Source organism: Methylocaldum gracile (genome assembly GCF_053646815.1).
In genome coordinates, this window is the sequence record NZ_CM132196.1 from 1,999,246 (window position 1) to 2,016,068 (window position 16,823).

General features: G+C 60.6%; 9 protein-coding genes. 3 read left to right on the plus strand and 6 right to left on the minus strand.

Annotated elements, in window-relative coordinates; genetic code table 11:
• Positions 1–6: 6 nt before the first annotated feature.
• Complete coding sequence (locus ACWJJK_RS08735) at positions 7–1,260, minus strand: DEAD/DEAH box helicase (RefSeq protein WP_077731104.1); 1,254 nt, start codon at positions 1,258–1,260, stop codon at positions 7–9.
• A 739-nt stretch (positions 1,261–1,999) separates the two neighbouring features.
• Between ACWJJK_RS08735 and ACWJJK_RS08740 the strand changes: the two genes are divergently transcribed.
• Both ACWJJK_RS08740 and ACWJJK_RS08745 read left to right on the plus strand, forming a co-directional pair.
• Positions 2,000–3,424, plus strand: a complete 1,425-nt coding sequence (locus tag ACWJJK_RS08740; protein WP_077731103.1) for an O-linked N-acetylglucosamine transferase, SPINDLY family protein — start codon at positions 2,000–2,002, stop codon at positions 3,422–3,424.
• A gap of 933 nt (positions 3,425–4,357) precedes the next feature.
• Entirely contained in the window at positions 4,358–7,435 is a 3,078-nt protein-coding gene (locus ACWJJK_RS08745) for a transglycosylase domain-containing protein (RefSeq protein WP_156879987.1), read from the plus strand.
• A 43-nt stretch (positions 7,436–7,478) separates the two neighbouring features.
• Here ACWJJK_RS08745 and ACWJJK_RS08750 read toward each other — a convergent pair whose 3' ends face one another.
• The 5 genes from ACWJJK_RS08750 to ACWJJK_RS08770 all read right to left on the minus strand — a co-directional run bounded on the left by ACWJJK_RS08750 (position 7,479) and on the right by ACWJJK_RS08770 (position 15,887).
• On the minus strand, positions 7,479–8,936 hold the full coding sequence (locus tag ACWJJK_RS08750) for a phospholipase D-like domain-containing protein (RefSeq protein WP_454128883.1): 1,458 nt from the start codon (positions 8,934–8,936) through the stop codon (positions 7,479–7,481).
• Between the two features lie 686 nt (positions 8,937–9,622).
• The gene (locus ACWJJK_RS08755) at positions 9,623–10,861 is read right to left on the minus strand and encodes an endonuclease/exonuclease/phosphatase family protein (RefSeq protein WP_434114211.1); all 1,239 of its coding nucleotides are present in this window, start codon (positions 10,859–10,861) and stop codon (positions 9,623–9,625) included.
• A 129-nt stretch (positions 10,862–10,990) separates the two neighbouring features.
• Positions 10,991–11,812, minus strand: coding sequence for a nucleotidyltransferase family protein (locus tag ACWJJK_RS08760; RefSeq protein ID WP_077731099.1), 822 nt, complete (start codon positions 11,810–11,812; stop codon positions 10,991–10,993).
• Positions 11,813–11,820: 8 nt separating this feature from the next.
• Complete coding sequence (locus ACWJJK_RS08765) at positions 11,821–12,621, minus strand: metallophosphoesterase (protein WP_156879984.1); 801 nt, start codon at positions 12,619–12,621, stop codon at positions 11,821–11,823.
• A gap of 221 nt (positions 12,622–12,842) precedes the next feature.
• Positions 12,843–15,887, minus strand: coding sequence for an MASE1 domain-containing protein (locus ACWJJK_RS08770; protein ID WP_156879983.1), 3,045 nt, complete (start codon positions 15,885–15,887; stop codon positions 12,843–12,845).
• A 519-nt stretch (positions 15,888–16,406) separates the two neighbouring features.
• Between ACWJJK_RS08770 and ACWJJK_RS08775 the strand changes: the two genes are divergently transcribed.
• Complete coding sequence (locus ACWJJK_RS08775; protein ID WP_086133294.1) at positions 16,407–16,679, plus strand: hypothetical protein; 273 nt, start codon at positions 16,407–16,409, stop codon at positions 16,677–16,679.
• Positions 16,680–16,823 lie beyond the last annotated feature (144 nt).

Sequence of the window (16,823 nt, forward strand, 5' to 3'; positions counted from 1 at the left end):
GAGGTATCAAAGTGCGCGGCGAGGCGGGTTTGCAGTGCGATGGCGCGTATTCGCGCGGGCATTTGGACGCGGCATGGGCTTCGGCGGCGTGCGCGGAACCGCCGGCTCTGTCGTCATGGTCGACAGGATTTCTTCCGGCACCGGGTGGGCGGGCAATCGCCGACCGAGCAGGCGCTCGATGTCCCGCAACTGCGGAGCCTCATCCCTGCATACGAGCGAAACCGCGGCGCCGTCCGCGCCCGCACGGCCGGTGCGGCCAATGCGGTGCACGTAATCCTCGGGAACGTGCGGGAGTTCGTAGTTGACCACATGGGGAAGCTGCTGAATGTCCAGGCCGCGGGCGGCGATGTCGGTGGCCACCAGAATCTGCACGCGGTCCGCCTTGAAATCGGCCAGAGCCTGGGTCCTCGCGGACTGGCTCTTGTTGCCGTGAATCACCGCGACGCGAAAGCCATCCCGGTCGAGCTGCTCCGCCAACTTGTTGGCGCCGTGCTTGGTTCGAGTGAAGACCAGGGTCTGACCCCAGCGCCCGCTGGTGAGAAGATGAGCGAGCAATACCTGCTTTCCCGTCTTCGGCACGTGATAGATCGACTGACTGACCATCTCGGCCGGCGCATTGCGCGGTGCCACCTCGATGCTCAGAGGCTGATGCAGGAGCCTCGCCGCAAGCGTGCGGATGTCATCGGAGAAAGTTGCGGAAAACAAGAGGTTCTGGCGGACTTTCGGCAGTAATCCCAGGATACGCCTGATGTCATGGATGAACCCCATGTCGAGCATGCGGTCGGCCTCGTCCAGCACGAGATACTCGATTCCGGCGAGGTTTGCGTGTTGCTGAGCTATGAGGTCCAGCAGACGTCCGGGGGTAGCGATCAGAAGATCGGCGCCCCGGCGCAGAGCGGCCACCTGCGGCTGAAACCCTACGCCGCCGAAAATTACCGCCGTCCGGATCCCGGTGTATCGGCCATAGATGCGCACGCTTTCGCTGACCTGCGCGGCCAATTCGCGGGTAGGCACCAGAACCAGCGCTCTAGGGGAGCGGTCCGGCCGATGATGGGTTCCGCTGCTTTCGGTCAAACGCTGCAGCAAAGGCAGGGTGAAGGCGGCAGTCTTGCCGGTTCCGGTTTGGGCCGCGGCGAGCAAGTCCCGGCCGTCGAGTACGGCGGGAATCGCCTGGGCTTGAATAGGCGTGGGGGCCGCATAGCCTTGTTCGGCCACGGCGCGCAAAAGGGCCTTGGAAAGCCCCAGAGAAGTAAAAGCCATTATCTTTTTTTCCTGGCTCTGGCCTGCCGCGTGAAACGCACGGCACCGGTTGAGCGTGAGCGATTGGGTTGAGGTGACCACAGGGTCGTCCGAAACGGACGCACCGCGTGCGGTTTGCAGGAGGAGGCGGGATTAACAGGTGCCTCGCGGCATGGACTGAGTGGGAAATTCCGTATCCTCGTGGCGAAGACCGGTCTTCAGCCGCGACAAACTAGCGTCAGGATACGCGCATTCTTCGGAATAACCTAATTAAATTTATTTCGCCCGTCTTCTGGACATTTCTCCGCCGAAAGCGCACTGTTCCAAGACCAAGGACAATTCGTACAGGAATGCTAGGGATCATTCGGAATGCCTTGGGCAAGCCTCCTCGGGCAGGCTGATGGCGAACCAAACTTCAGAGGTCGAGATGCTATCCACGAGTTCAACACCCTGCGATTCTTCTCTCACGGCCAGCAACTTCCAACAAACCTGCGGGTTTTGCGGCTGCGTGTTCCGTGTGGAAATCACGTGGCGAATATCCTATTCATATTCCTCCAAGGCCCTTCAGGACACACAAACTTATTCCTGCCCGGAGTGCCGGAGGGATTCCCAAATCAAAACGTCTACGGAGCCGCGTGTGAGCTTGATTTCAAGACGCACCGATGGCCGCAAGGGTCCCTGTCCGCTTAAATAAGGAGCTCAGCGCAAGACCGATGTATCTTTCGGCGGGTATCGGCGCCGGTTCCAGAGTGAAAACCCCATGAAGTTCTACGACTTGAGCCGACGCATGTGCGAGTGGGAGCGTCTCGACGAATGGCGCGGAAAGATACGAGCCATCCTCGCGAAAAGCGAGACAGGGATGATTTCGCCGTTTCACTTGCTGTCCCTGCCCGGCATGAGCGCGGGCGAGCAGCGCGCGTGTGCCGATCTCTGGATGAAGACGCGCATCGAGGCGTCCGCTGCGGAGCGGGCCGCTCTGGCGTTTACGTTCCGCTCGGCGGCGAGGCCGAAAATACGTTTGGGGTACCTGTCCTGCGATTTTCACGAGCATGCCACGTCGCTGCTGCTGGTGGAGTTGCTCGAATCCCACGACCGGGAGCGCTTCGAGGTATTCGCCTATTCATACGGCCCGGACGACGGCAAGGGCATGCGGGAGCGCCTCAAGAAAAGCTTCGACCGATTCGTCGACATCCAGACTTTGTCCACGTCCGAGGCCGCCCAGGCGATTCATCAGGACGAAGTGGACATTCTCATCGATCTCAAGGGCTATACCCAGGCTACCCGCACCGCCATTCTTACCTTCCGCCCGGCGCCCATCCAGGTGAATTACCTGGGGTATCCCGGAACCTTGGGCGGCGAATTCTGCGACTACATCATCACCGATCCGTTTCTGACGCCGCCCGGCAGCGCGGACGACTACAGCGAAGCCTTCGCGTACCTGCCCAACACCTATCAGCCTCACGGCCGCCAAAGCCCGATAGGGGTTCGGCCCACGCGCGCCGAGGCCGGATTGGCAGAACAGGGATTCGTGTTTTGCTGTTTCAACCAGGCTTACAAAATAACGCCGGACGTTTTCGACATCTGGTGCAGGCTGCTTGCCGACGTGCCCGGAAGCGTGCTCTGGCTGCTTAAGAGCACACTGGCGGAAGGCAATCTCAGAAATGAAGCCTATCAACGCGGGATCTCGCCGGATAGGCTCGTTTTTGCGGATGACAAGCCGCAGGTCGAACACCTGGGCCGCCTGGGGCTCGCTGACCTGGTGCTGGACACGCTGCCCTACAATGCGCACACGACGGCCAGCGACGCACTGTGGGCCGGCGTCCCCCTGGTGACCTGCGCGGGCGAAACCTTTCCTTCGCGGGTGGCGGGGAGTCTCTTGCACGCGATCGGTTTGCCCGAGCTGATCGCCGACGATCTCGAAAGTTACTACGACCTGGCGTTCGACCTGGCCACCCGCCCGGAGCATCTATCCCGAATCAAACACAAACTTGCCGCGAATCGGCTTAGCGCGCCGCTGTTCGATATCCGGGCTTATACGCGCCATCTGGAAGGCTTGTTCGAAGCGATGTGGCAGCGGTATCGCGATGGCGAGACGCCGGCGCTCATAGGGGAGACAACCGATTGGCATGGCTGGTCATTCCGGCCTCACGGAGAGACGACGCCGTCGGAATGCGAAAGGGCGTGAAGCTCACGCAATATTCCACTTAAATTTCTCAAGAAGTATGTTCATGAAAAAGCAAGAGAAAACCTATCTTCAGTCTTCCAAGTACCGATGTCCTTTGTGCAAGCAAATGGTTTTGTCATCCGACTACCTATTCTTGCGTCGGCGGTCCGCAAGCGGTGCCTGGACCATCGTCGAGTGTTGCCGGAAGTGCAAGGATTCCGGTTGTTAGGAGGTTTCGGCATCTGAAACGGGGCGGCGTGAAACGGATCAGGCTTTTATCGTTTGCCTTGCGGTCCTTTCGTGTCGGTAGGCGTCGGTCTTTCGCTTAAGGAAAACTAAAGCAAATAACCAAAGCCCGATGCCTCCGCCGTCCCTCTTCAATGCTTTCCGCCGGGTACGCGATAACGTCGATTTTCCGGCTTTCGGATTCTTTTCTGAAGCGACAAAATAAGCTCGGAGACAGTCGCAGACTGTCCGAGGGGGCTGATTCACGAGGCTTTCCGATTTTCGCTTCATGCGGCGGTACATGGGACACGTCGATTTGACACCCTTTTGGATATCCCGCTCTATGTCCTGCTCGGATCGGCAATGATGCGCAAAGACTTTGTCGGCTGAATCGGCGGATTGCACGTAACCGGTGGGTTGTAGACTGGCTGGAGTCGGCCAATCTGAGCCCAGGACATGAAACGTCGCACTCCCGTAGAATCTACCGCGGACCCCATTGGCATCGAATGGAAACTTGTCTTGCAATCGCGGCGCACGCACGATATTCGCGGCGCCCTGTTTGGGGCTATTATTTTGGTTAATCCGGGGCAGGGTTTCCTTAGCGCGGCGACAAGCCGCGTGAGCCAAGGTCGGGCCTGTACCGGCCTTGGCGGCGGCCCGTAAATACCAGGAGGGTATTTACGGGCCTGATTGATAAATTCTTGGCGGGCGGGAGGACCTTTAGCTTATATGAGCCAACGCAGCGGCGCACTGTTCAGGATCACCGTTTGGAGCACGGCCGGGGCATTGCTGGCGCTCACTGCCATTTACATCTTCCAGGAAATCAAGACATCGGATTTCCAATCACGCTATCTCTCTTCGATCGACGAGCATCTGCGCTTCCAGGTGGAGCCGGGAGGTAGCGCCGCCATCCGCTATCCGAGCGCCGGGCCCTACGATGAACGGCTCGGGTACACGGCCCTTCCGAGCTTTCAGCAGCGTCTCCGGAACCTCGGCTTCTCCATAACCGCGCAGGCACGGTTTTCGCCGGAATTGCTGCGTGTGGTCGACAAGGGCTTTTATGCCACCTATTTCGAGAAGATCCAGGCCGGTCTCACGATCTTCGATCGCGATAGCGAAGTCCTGTTCAGTAAAACCTACCCCACCCGAATTTATCCCGATTTCGACGCCATACCGCCATTGGTGATCAAAACCTTACTCTTCATCGAGAACCGGGAATTGCTCGATGACCGTTATCCGCACCTCAATCCTGCGATCGAGTGGGACCGCTTCGCGCGTGCGACCATGGAGCTGATCGCACGCAAGCTCGGAGCCGACATCAACGTGGCCGGCGGCAGCACACTCGCCACCCAGATGGAGAAATACCGCCATTCCCCCGGCGGCCGTACGGACAACCCCATGGAAAAGCTGCGGCAGATGAGCAGCGCCTCGCTGCGCGCTTACCTCTTAGGCCCCGACACCCGGAAGGCACGGCGCGGCATCGTTCAGGCCTACCTGAATTCCATGCCGCTCGCCGCCGTACCGGATTCCGGCGAAGTGCACGGACTCGGCGATGGTTTGCAGGCATGGTTCGGATCGGATTTTGCTGCGGTGAACCAGTTACTCGGCGCCGCGAACCTGTCCACCGGCGAGGGGATCACCGCGGAACAGGCGCTGGCCTATCGCCAGGTGTTGTGCCTCCTGCTGGCGCAACGTCGCCCCGCGTATTATCTCCTGGCAGGGCGTGCCGACCTGGAGAACCTGGCCGACAGCCATCTGCGCGTGCTGGCCGCGCAGGGGGTCATCCCGGCGGCGCTGCGCGATGCCGCGCTGAGCGTGTCAGGCGCTACGAGCGTCCAGGCCAATCTGACGCCCGCGGCACCCCTCATCGATCGGAAGACCGAAAGCGTATTGCGCGCCCGGCTTGCCACCGCCTTGGGTGTGAGCCGGATCTACGACCTTGACCGGCTCGATCTGACCGCCCGCTCGACCATCGATTACGACATTCAGCAGGCGGTAGCCCAGGCTTTGCGCAGGCTGCGCGAGCCCGAGCAGGCGCGTGCCGCAGGGGTTTTGGGTTTTCGGCTCCTCAGCACCGACAGTGATTTTGGCGAGATCGTTTACAGCTTCGTTCTGTACGAGCGCAGCAGCCAAGGAAACCTGTTGCGGGTGCAGGCCGACAACAACGAGCAGCCGCTCGATGTGAACGAGGGCATCCGGCTGGACCTCGGTTCGACCGCCAAGCTGCGCACCCTGGTGCATTACCTGGAAATCATCGCGGAACTTTATGACCAGTATGCCGGCCAACCGAGCGAGACCCTGCGCCGGGCCGAGATTCACCCGCGCGATCATCTGTCGCGGTGGGTTGTCGATCAGCTTCTTGCGAACCGCAAGATCGGGTTATCAGCCATGCTCGAGGCGGCGCTGGAGCGCCGCTACTCGGCCAGCCCGGGAGAGGCTTTTTTTACCGGCGGCGGGCTACACACTTTCGCCAATTTCAATAAGGACGATAATTCCAAGATTATGTCCCTGCGCGTGGCACTGCAGGAATCGGTGAACTTGGTCTTCATCCGGCTCATGCGCGACGTGGTCTACTACCACCTGTATAAGCCCGATGGCGTGGCACGCTGGATGGACGCGAAGGACAGCGAAAAGCGGCAGCAGTATCTGGAGCGCTTCGCGGACCAGGAAGGGAAAGCGTATCTGCGCCGCTTTTATGCCAAGTACCGGAACAAAACCCCTCAGGAAGCCCTGGATATCCTAACCGGGAGCGTGCACCCCGTTCCCAAACGCCTGGCCACCGTATATCGCTCGGTCTATCCGCATCGCGACGTTGCCGCTCTTCGGGATTATTTGCAGGCGCACCACGTGGGCCAAGGCCTATCCGCCGAAGACATCACGGACCTTTACGAAAAATACTCCACGGAGCGCTTCGACCTGCAGGATCGCGGGTATATCGCGCGTATCCATCCCCTTGAGCTTTGGTTGGTGAGCTATCTGGTCGAGCATCCGAACGCCACCCTTGGCGAGGTCGTCGGCGCCAGCGCACAGGAGCGTCAACAGGTGTATCGCTGGCTATTCAAGACCAGCCGCCGTTACGCGCAAGACAAGCGCATTCGCACCTTGCTGGAGAACGAGGCTTTTGCCCAAATCCACCGGGCGTGGAAACGGCTCGGTTACCCGTTCGGGGCTCTGACGCCTTCCTATGCCAGCTCCATCGGCGCCTCGGGAGACCGTCCGGCCGCACTCGCCGAATTGATGGGCATCCTGTTGAACGACGGCGTGCGCCTCCCGATGGTACGCTTCGACGCCTTCCACTTCGCAGCGGATACGCCTTACGAGACACTCATGCAGCTGACGCAGGCACAAGGCCGACGGGTGTTGTCGCCGGAGGTGGCGGCGGCTGCGCGCAGCGCCCTGATCGATGTCGTCGAGCGCGGCACTGCGATACGGGTCAAAGGCGTGTACAAGGGCCCCACGGGTACGCCCCTCGTCATGGCCGGCAAAACCGGGACGGGGGATCATCAACGCGAGATTTTCGGACCCGGCGGACGGCTGATCGCAACACAGGTCATCAGTCGTACGGCGACATTTGCCTTCATGCTGGGTGATCGCCACTTCGGAACAGTGACTGCGTACGTGACCGGACCCGCCGCCGCGCGTTATCGCTTCACGAGCGCCTTGCCGGTGCAAGTGCTCAAATCCCTCGAGCCAACGCTGACGCCGCTGATCGCGCGTGCCTATTCCGAGCCGCCGGAGTCTCGTCCTCACACTGTCACTGCCGCCACCGCCAAAGGCTTCGAGCCGGCGCCGACGACACAGCGATAGACCGTTTCCCCGAGGCTTTGGCTATACGGTTCCGAGCAGCACTTTAGAAGAACGAGCGTCCGCTCACGGCCGCCAGTCCGCGAACCAGCCACCGGTAGCGCCGGACGGCTGTCCAGTCGTCCCGCTCAAGGTGATCGTTCGGTCCGAAAGCGACGATTATCCGTCCTTCTTCGTCGCGGCTAGGGCGGCCCTCATCGTCGCGCGCGATGCGGTATTCGTAGGCGGTCGGCGGGCCCGCGGCGATAAGTTGTCGTCCCGTTTCCAGCAGTTTTTCGGCGAACCGGGCAGACCATACGGCGGCAACCAGTTCGCTGTTGAGGGCCATGCTGAGGGGGTCGAGGTTGTAAGTCCCCAACAGGCCGAGCTGATCGTCGATCACGGCGAACTTGCCGTGCAGATTGTGGCGGTCCCCGGCGACGAACAGCCGCAGCGTCGGAACCCGCGCCAGGAGTTTCGGCCATTGCTCGAGGAAAAAAGCCTGGCTGAGGGGATTATCGCTGGACACGGGGCTGTTGGTGAGTACCGTGATTTCTACGCCGCGCCGAGCCGCATCTTCCAATACACTTACGGCTTGCTCCGAAAGCACCAAATACGGGTTGGCGACGAAAATCGATTTCTTGGCGCCGCGCACCAGCCGGCCAAGGCTGACTGTAATGGGATCGTCGGTTCTGATCAGGCGAGTGCGGCTGTCGAGAAAACGAACGGGCGCCTGCACCGATTCAGGGGCCGGTCTGGCCAGAGCGCCGTGGAGCATGGGACGAGCCTGAAGCTCGTCGATCCAGGGCAACCGGCGATCGCGAATCCGGGCTGACACGGCTTCGGGTATGGGTTCGCCCCGCAGCCAGTAATCCATAGCCTGGTAGGCGAGCAGCAAGTCACTGGTCGAATCGAGCAAGTCCACTGTTTCGCGGGTGACAGCATGAGCCTCTCCACCGTCGTATTGCGATTCGAACACGGCTTCGAGCACGGCTCCGGCCTCTCGTCCGGTCAATACCGCGTCCGCATCGCGAAACGCCTTGGGATCGAAGTTCAGGTCGGCAAAATACTCGGTCGCGATGTTCCGTCCTCCGATCAGGCCGTGAACGCCGTCCGCCAGGAGAATCTTGTCGTGGTCGCTGGCAACGATTGCCGCGGGATTCAGGGTGAGAAAGGCATCCTGGAAGCGATAGCGCAGCGGGCGGTACAGCTTTACGGTGACATTGGCCGTCTGTACCACTGTATCGAGGTAATCGTTCCCCTGGACGTCGCGCGACATCGTGGTGCCTATGGCGTCGAGCAGCACCCGGACCGTCAGACCCTGACCGGCCTTGTGGACGAGATGGCCGAGAAAAGCGATGCCGAAGACATCCTGTTCCAGAATGAAATAGCTGATGTCGAGACGCTTTCGAGCGTTAGCCAACAGGCGCCAGCGTTCGACCCAGGCCATCACGTTATCGTCCAGCAGGGTCACCTGGGACACGGCGGCGCCCTCGGCGGGCAAGGATTCGAAGATTTCGCGCATTGATCGATCCTCATCGTCGGGTCGCCCGGCATCCGTCGATGTAACGAGCGGATCGGGGAATTGGACGTCGAGCAGCAGATGACCGACGAGCCAGATCGCTATCACGCCGGCCAGAACAATTAAAACGAGGCGGCCGAATCGATGGGTTCGGCGTCCATATCGATTCATGGTCATCCTTGCATTTTGCAGCGTATACCTCGTTGTTCCAATGAAACGGCGAAAAGGCGGGTTACGCGGGTATGCTAACCCGCCCTACCATCGTACTTCGAATGGCAAACGGGCGTTTTGCATATTATTAACCCGGCCTATAAATATAGGCCGGGTTAATCCGGGGCAGGGATGCCCCGGCGCGGCGACAAGCCGCGTGAGCCCAGGCCGGGCGTGTACCGGCCTGGGCGACGGCCCGTAAATACCAGGAGGGTATTTACGGGCCTGATTAATAGGATGCGCTGCACGAAGGGACAAATCGGCAGGGCAAGACGCAACGCGACGAGGCCGATTTACTCGTCTCATCCATGAGACTCGCCCTTCGGGCCGTGCTTCCCACGTTCCAGTTCGCTCCCGGCGAACTGGTGCACGGTAAGTCCGCCCGTAGGGTGCCGGACAGGGATTGTCCGGCATGAGCCGCATCGATCGCGAACTTTTCGACATCCTCAAACCGGGGAGAAGGCAGACGATGCAACAACTTAGCCCCCGTCCTGAGGAGTATCCTTTGATCCTCCGCCGATGCCCGAGAGGATACTCACGAACCCGGTGTTCGTTTTCAGCCATTCGAGAACGCGGTGCTTGTCCGGAATGCGCTTCGGGACGTCGCAGTCGACGAGACGTGCCAGTTGGTGCTGACGCACGGCATCGTGCCAGCGGATGAAGGCGGACTTCGCTTCGGGCGTCAGCCAGCCGTAGGTGACCGACAGTCCGCGGTGATCGGATTCGTCGGCGCCGATCACCTGAACGGCTTGAGGTATCAGATCGGGTGTGGCGAACGATCCGTCCAGAGGCCATACCGGAGCAAGGGCCGGGAAGGTTGCCCAACCCGAAAAATCGTTGACGCCCTCGCGCGCTGCGACGACAACCCGCGCATCCGCGAGGTCGCCGCTGGTCAACACGTCGTGAGTGCGGTCGGCGGCGAAGTGAGGACGTTGGTATGTCAGGGCGGTCGGAACCGTGTTCATGTCGCCGAGGAGAATCGAAGTCCGGCCGGACTCGACGAACCGCTGCAGGAGATCGGCCGCCTGCGCTTCCCGGCGCGCGGGGTTGAAGGCCTCGAGGTGGGTAACCAGGAAGTCCACCGGCTGGCCGAAGAACCGAATGCGTAGGTGAAGCGCTCCGCGCGGCTCGTTCAAGATCCGGTCCAGAGCGCTCACCGGGAAAGCCGAGGCATAACTCGTCTTTTGCGTCTTTTCCAGAATCCGGGCATCCACGGCAAGCGCCGAGTGCCGGAACAGTACGGCGTTGCCGAAGCGGACCTCCAGGCCGGGTGTATCCCGGCGCCAGGTTTCGCCGCGTGCCACCGCGTAGGCATGGCCGGTGCGACGCTCGAGTTCGTCCGCCAGAAATGCGGCTTGATCGATCCAGCCGCTACGGCGCGAGCCGAAGTCCACTTCGTTAAGCGCGACGACGTCTATGGGCATTTCCGGTGATGCTCCCGCGATCCGGTCGGCAATGCCGGTGAGATTGCGTTCGACCTCCCGGCGGTCGGCAAAAACGCGCCAGCGAGGCCCGAGTCCGGAATGGAGGTTATACGTGACGACCCGGAGTTCAGGGAGGTCGCTACGGGTTTCCAGTTGCGGAAACGGGGCGGCATGCTCCCAGTCGGTCGACGGGACCGTGCAGGAAGACGGTGCGTCCGGACGCCCGAGTGTGCTGGCCAACTGATAGCCGTCCCAGAAATCGGTCAAGGTCGTCATGGTCAAAGCGCCGGACACGGCGGTCAATAGAGCGATTCGAAGAAGTCGGAACACGTATGGTTAGATAGCAAGAATGGACTGATTGCGCTGCCAGATCGCAGCATTCGACATCCGCGATGAACCGGGTATTCGGTCGATCATGCGGATTTATTCTTTGACATCGATGGCGGCCGTCCAGTGGGCAATGTTTTCGTGGGTCATTCGCCCCTTGGGTTGCAGGCGGGCGTCCTGGTAACCCCAGCGCATGATGTCGGTCAGATATTGTTCCCGTGAGAGCAGCGTACCCTGGCAGAGGCGCTCGGAAGGCGGTGCGCTGCGAAGCTCGTCGGCCAAAAGGGCCAGCAGCCGCTGCATCACCCAATCGGGAATGCGGCTTCTTTCGGCCGGGTAGATGAAGCCGAAAAGAACGAGATGGCTGAGCAGTACCCGCCAGTGGGCGCCGAAGCGGTCCATCAGCCTAGTCCAATTCAATCGGTCGGAACAGACACGGAGGATATGGGCGATGTCTGCGCCGTCGTAACGCTCCCGCTCCAGTACGAAGGATTTCGACCAGATGATTTCCTCTATCGGGCAAAGCAATACCGGCACGCCCAGTATGTCCCGTCGGGGGGCGTGCTCGAACCACGCTTCGTCGACGGCGCAAATGCCGTTTCCGGAACTGAAGATGATATCGATGAAGTATTCCCCGTAGTACGCCTTGGCGAGCCAGTGAGGATACGTGACGTCGGCTTGATAGCCCGCGCTTGCAAGAATTTCGATGATGCGATCCCGATCGTCGGGCCGCACGAAGATATCCAGATCCTTGGTGTGGCGCGAGATTCCGGTGTAGCACTCCAGTGCGTAGGCTCCTCCGACGAGAAACGGAACCCGGGCGTCGATTAAAAGCGTCAGCCCATGACAATAGAATGACCGCCCGGTCGGGTCGATCGGCGGTGGGCTGGTATCGGGCGCGGAAAACGGTGTGTCCATAAATATTGCTAGCCCTGTACGGGGTATGGTTTGTGGTTGAACGAGTGATGTTCCGTCTCGGCAGATGCTTCGACCGGAAGCTCGATCAGCCGGACCGGAGGTCGATCCGGAAAGGCGCGCCGCAGAAGCGGCAGGGCGACGTTGTAAACCGGAATATTGCCGCCGGTTTTTCCCGTGGGGTGTCCGCGATGGGCGTGCCCGTGAAACACCGCGGTTACCGAGTAACGATTCAAAGGTTCCTCGAGTCGGCTGGACCCCAGAAACGGATAGATTTCGACGGGTTCGCCCACAACCGTGGCTTTGACCGGAGCATAGTGAAGCAGGGCGATCCGATGCGGCATGCGCAATTTGGCGAGCGCCGACTCCAGCTTCAGTGATTCCTCCACGGTCTCGTGCACGAATCGCTTCAGCGTGCTTTCGCCCCATGGTTGCAGGGCATGCTCGCCGAAACCGCCGGCGAAGCCTTTGACACCGGCGAAGCCGATGCCATGCACTTCATGAGCGTCGCCATCGAGCAGGACGATTCCGGCATCGGAGAAAATATGCTGCACCTCGTGCACTTGGCCTGCTTCGTACTCGTGATTGCCGAGCACGCCGAGGATGGGAATCTTTACGCCGGCGGTCAGCTCCTTGACGAACAGCCGAGCCTCTTCCGCCCGTCCGTAGTCCACGATATCGCCGCAAAGCAACAAAATATCGGCGTTCTCGGAAACATAAGCACAAATGGTTTGAAGTATTCCCTGCGAGGACAGGGTGTAGTGAATATCGCCGACGGCCGCAATGCGGACCGTTTGTCTGTTCGAGGGCATGGCTGCTTATAGGTCTTGATTGCCGGAAGCCGGTGTCAATAAACCAAAGACAGCGATGCAGGGCAAAAGTGCCCACGCGAAGCAGGTTTGGCCCGCCTGATTTGGGAGGGGATTTCCGAGCTACTCGCCGACGCAGGTCGATAGGTCGGCAATCCTTTGCCGACGGATCTGCACGCCAACTCGTTTGTCGGGAAGGGATTCCCGACCTACTTGGCTAAGTCCTACTGCCGTGACGAATCGGCCGCGGCTGCGGCTTGTTCCGACGCAGGCGCTAAAGCGAGCGGTAGCTCGACGACGAACTCGCTGCCCTTGCCTGGACCGGCACTGAAAGCCTCTATGCGCCCGCCATGCAGTTCGACCAGGCGCCGAACCAAAGTGAGCCCGATGCCGAGGCCCCCTTGACTCCGGTCGAGAGAGCGCTCGCCCTGGATGAAGAGCTCGAAGACATGGGGCAATAGCTCGGGAGCGATGCCAAGGCCGGTGTCTCTGATACGGATGAGTGCCCGCTCTCCCTTGGCCTCGGTGCGGACCGAAATCGAGCCGCCTTCTTCGGTGTATTTCGCGGCGTTGTTCAAGAGATTGGCCACGACCTGGATCAGGCGGGTCGCATCCCCGACGATCAAGAGGGGTGCTGGTGCGACATCGACCGTTAGCCTGTGGCGCCGGGATTCGATCAAGGGCCGCGTCGCCTCGATCGCTCGCTCGACGACGGTATTGAGAGGTATGGGTTCCTTTCTCAGCGTCACCTTGCCCTGGGTGATGCGGGAAACGTCCAGCAAGTCGTCGACCAGGCGCGAGAGGTGAATGACCTGGCGGTCTATGATCTCCCTCGCACCCTGAAGCCTAGGCTCGTCGGCAGCGAGTTTTCGAATCAGCTGAGCGGCATTGCGTATCGGTGCCAGAGGATTGCGGAGCTCGTGGGCCAGCATGGCGAGAAACTCGTTTTTCCGTCGATCGGCATCGCGCAGCGCAGCCATGGCGCGGGCGCGCTCCCAAGCCATGGCGGTAAATAGGCAAAGCGTCCGCAGGAATTCGATTTCCTCCGGATCGAAATGCTCGCGCCGCGTACTCGCGAAGGAAAGCGTCCCGAGCGTACGGCCATCGCCCGCCATGAGCGGGTGGCAGGCATAGGCGCGCAAGCCCATGTTGCGAAGAAGGATGCTCTTGGGGTCGTTTTCGATGCGAGCGGTATCGGCGATCAGGGGAGTGCCCGTAGCGGCGACCGTGCCGCACATGGTGTCGCCGAGATCTAGCCTCTCCATGGCGGGAAGCAGCGCCTCGGAAATACCGTACGCAGCGATCAGGCGAAGGCTTCGGCCGTTCTCGTCAACCCGGTAGTTGAAACCTACGTCGGCATCGAGCAGGGCGTGTACTTTCTCGAAGACCATCCGGCTTAGTTCGACGTCGGTGGTTTGGCTGTCCAGCGCCGCACGGCTGATGGCCAGCAGCTCCGCCTGCCGTTCGTTATGGCGGCGCAAAGCCAATTCGGCCCTTTTGAGCTCGGTGATGTCTTGAGTGGTTCCGAATGCGCTCAGCACCTCACCCCGGTGGAATTCCAGCTCGGCTTTTTCGTGGACCCAGCGGATGTCCTTGCCGACCACGATGCGGTGTTCGATGTCGTAAGGCGTGCCACGGAGTGCCGCCTTCCATTGCCGGTCGACATATTTCCGATCGTCCGGATGGACGCAGCGGAGGAACGTCTGATAAGTCAGTGGCGTACCCTCGGGTATGCCGAAAATCCGATGGTTTTCGGCCGACCAGAGCAATTCGTTGCGCTGAACATTGAGCCGCCAGCTCCCGATCTTGCCGACCGCCTGGGCGCGGTTCAAATCGTGTTGGCTCCGCTGCAGCGCCTTTTCGGCCTCCTTGCGCACCGTGATGTCGTTGGCGATGCCGAGATAGCCGGTGATCGCCCCCTTTTCGTCGCGCATGACCGAAATCGAGACTTGGGCCGGAAACCGGCTGCCGTCCTTGCGGATCAGACTCCACTCCGTTTCGGTCGATCCGCAGGCTTCGATCAGCGTCGGCAAGAATTTGATGGACGATGTAGCGGGACGGCCTAGCGTATCGGCGAGCGCTTTCGCATGGGCCTCGAGCTCGGCGGGATCATGAAAGATCGCCGGCGTCTCCTTGCCGACGAGTTCTTCGGCGGAATAGCCGAGCGCTTTCGCCGCGGCTTTGTTGATGGTCTGGATGATGCCTTGCCTATTGACCGAGACGATGCAGTAATTGGCCCCGTCCAGAATCGCCTGCTGCAATCGGAGCGTGTCGCGCAAGGTTGCCGTGCGTTCGTCGACTTCCTTCTCGAGATGATTGCGGGCATCCTGCAACGCCGCCAGCGCTTGCCGCCACTGGTTCGCCAGGGCACCCAGCACAAGTACCGATATCGAGAACAGCACGACCAGGGACTGTACCAGGAGAGCCTGGACGGAAATCTCGAACTGCGCTCCCGCGAAAGCGCCTTGCCCCAGTGCCGTGTATCGCGCGGCGATGATTCCCAGGACGAGAATCGCGAACGAAACGCCGGGAATGCCGAAACGCACGCCTATCCAAAGCAGGGGTGGCATGATGACGTAGGTGAACGGAATGCGGTCGGTGAAAACAGCGAAGGTCAGTCCCGCGACCGACGCCAGGGCGGCTAGCGCTTCGATCCGCCTAGCGGGCGACAGCTTGCGCCAATACGAGCGGGTAGCCGGCAGTGCGAGGCAAAGAGGAGCCGTCACCATGATCCCGGCGATGTCGCCGGTCCACCATGTGAGCCAGGCCGCAGCGAACGGTTCGCGGTCGACCAAAGCGATCGGCGCAGTCCCCGCCGTGGCGGCTATGGTCGCACTCAGCAAGGCTCCCAGTATGGTCAGCGCCACCACATCCTGTACCGTTTCCAGGCGTAATGGCATGCCGACCGTGCGTCCCAATAGCCATGCGCCCGTCAACGCTTCCATGGTGTTGCCGAGAGAAAAAGCGGCGGCAATTGCATAAGGCTGGTCGAATACCCATAGGTTGACGCCGAAATTGACTGCGAGCGCCGTCATAACGAACGCCGGCCAAAGGGTCCGAGGACGGGTAGCGAGCGTAGATAGGTAAAACCCGCTAGGCAGCCAAAACGCGACAAAGTGGTAAGGCTTCGGGGAGATCCAGTGGCTGAGCAGAGCCAGACCGAAAAAGCAGACCGCAAACCCGAGCAGCGATCGGAACGACGGCCACCGCAGGGATGTTTCACAGCCTGATGAAAACCTTTCGCTTTGCATACTTACAGTAGTGTCCATACAATTCGACCAGTTCCATGGCGGTTTCTCTCAGGTCTCGATCGTTTTGGCGCGTCCCTTTCATCCTACGGATACCTTACGGCTTGCGCAATCCGCTGCTTGCCGGAATCCGGCTAGAGCATTTTCCGATTCGGTGTCAGAGGGCCCGATAGTAGGTCGGCAATCCCTTCCCAATCGCAAACGGGCCTTTAATCGGCCCCTTCCAATCGCAAACGGTCGCTTTAGTCGCGACCCTTCCAATCGCAAACGGTCATCCGGGGAGCGCCCGAATGACCCTTCCAATCGCAAACGGCCGTCCTGGGAGCGCCAGGACGCCCCTTCCGGCAAGATCCCTTGCCGAGCCGATAAGACGGCAAGGGATTGCCGACCTACGTTCTTCCTGCCCGACACGAAGCCGTACACCGGGATGAAAAACGCTCTAGCCTTTCGGTCGACATCGCCGGTACATTGCCGGTAGCATGGTTTCGGTCGAATTTCCGGAAACATAGACAACTATCGAGACTCGGACAGGAGGGTCATATGGCGAAGATTACGGTAAAGAAGCTTACCGAATCCACTTTCGAGGTGACAGTGGAGGCGCAGGCCACGACGACGCACACGGTTACCGTGGATCCGGGATATGCCGCCAGGTTGACGGACGGAAGAGCGCCGGTCGAGCGACTGGTGAGCCGTTCGTTCGATTTCTTGCTGGAGCGGGAGCCCAATACCAGCATCCTGCGTCGCTTCGACCTGCCGGTGATCGGCCATTATTTCCCGGAATACGAGCGGACGATCAAGAACATGCTGGCCTGATCCGATTTACTCCAAATCGCTTTCAATCAGGCATTCATTTTGTAGATGGGTAGAGCGAAGCGAAACCCATCGATGGCGGGTTAGGCCGCGCGGCCGTAACCCACCGAGCGGCCTCGGACCTGTCCTGAGCCCAGTCGAAGGGTC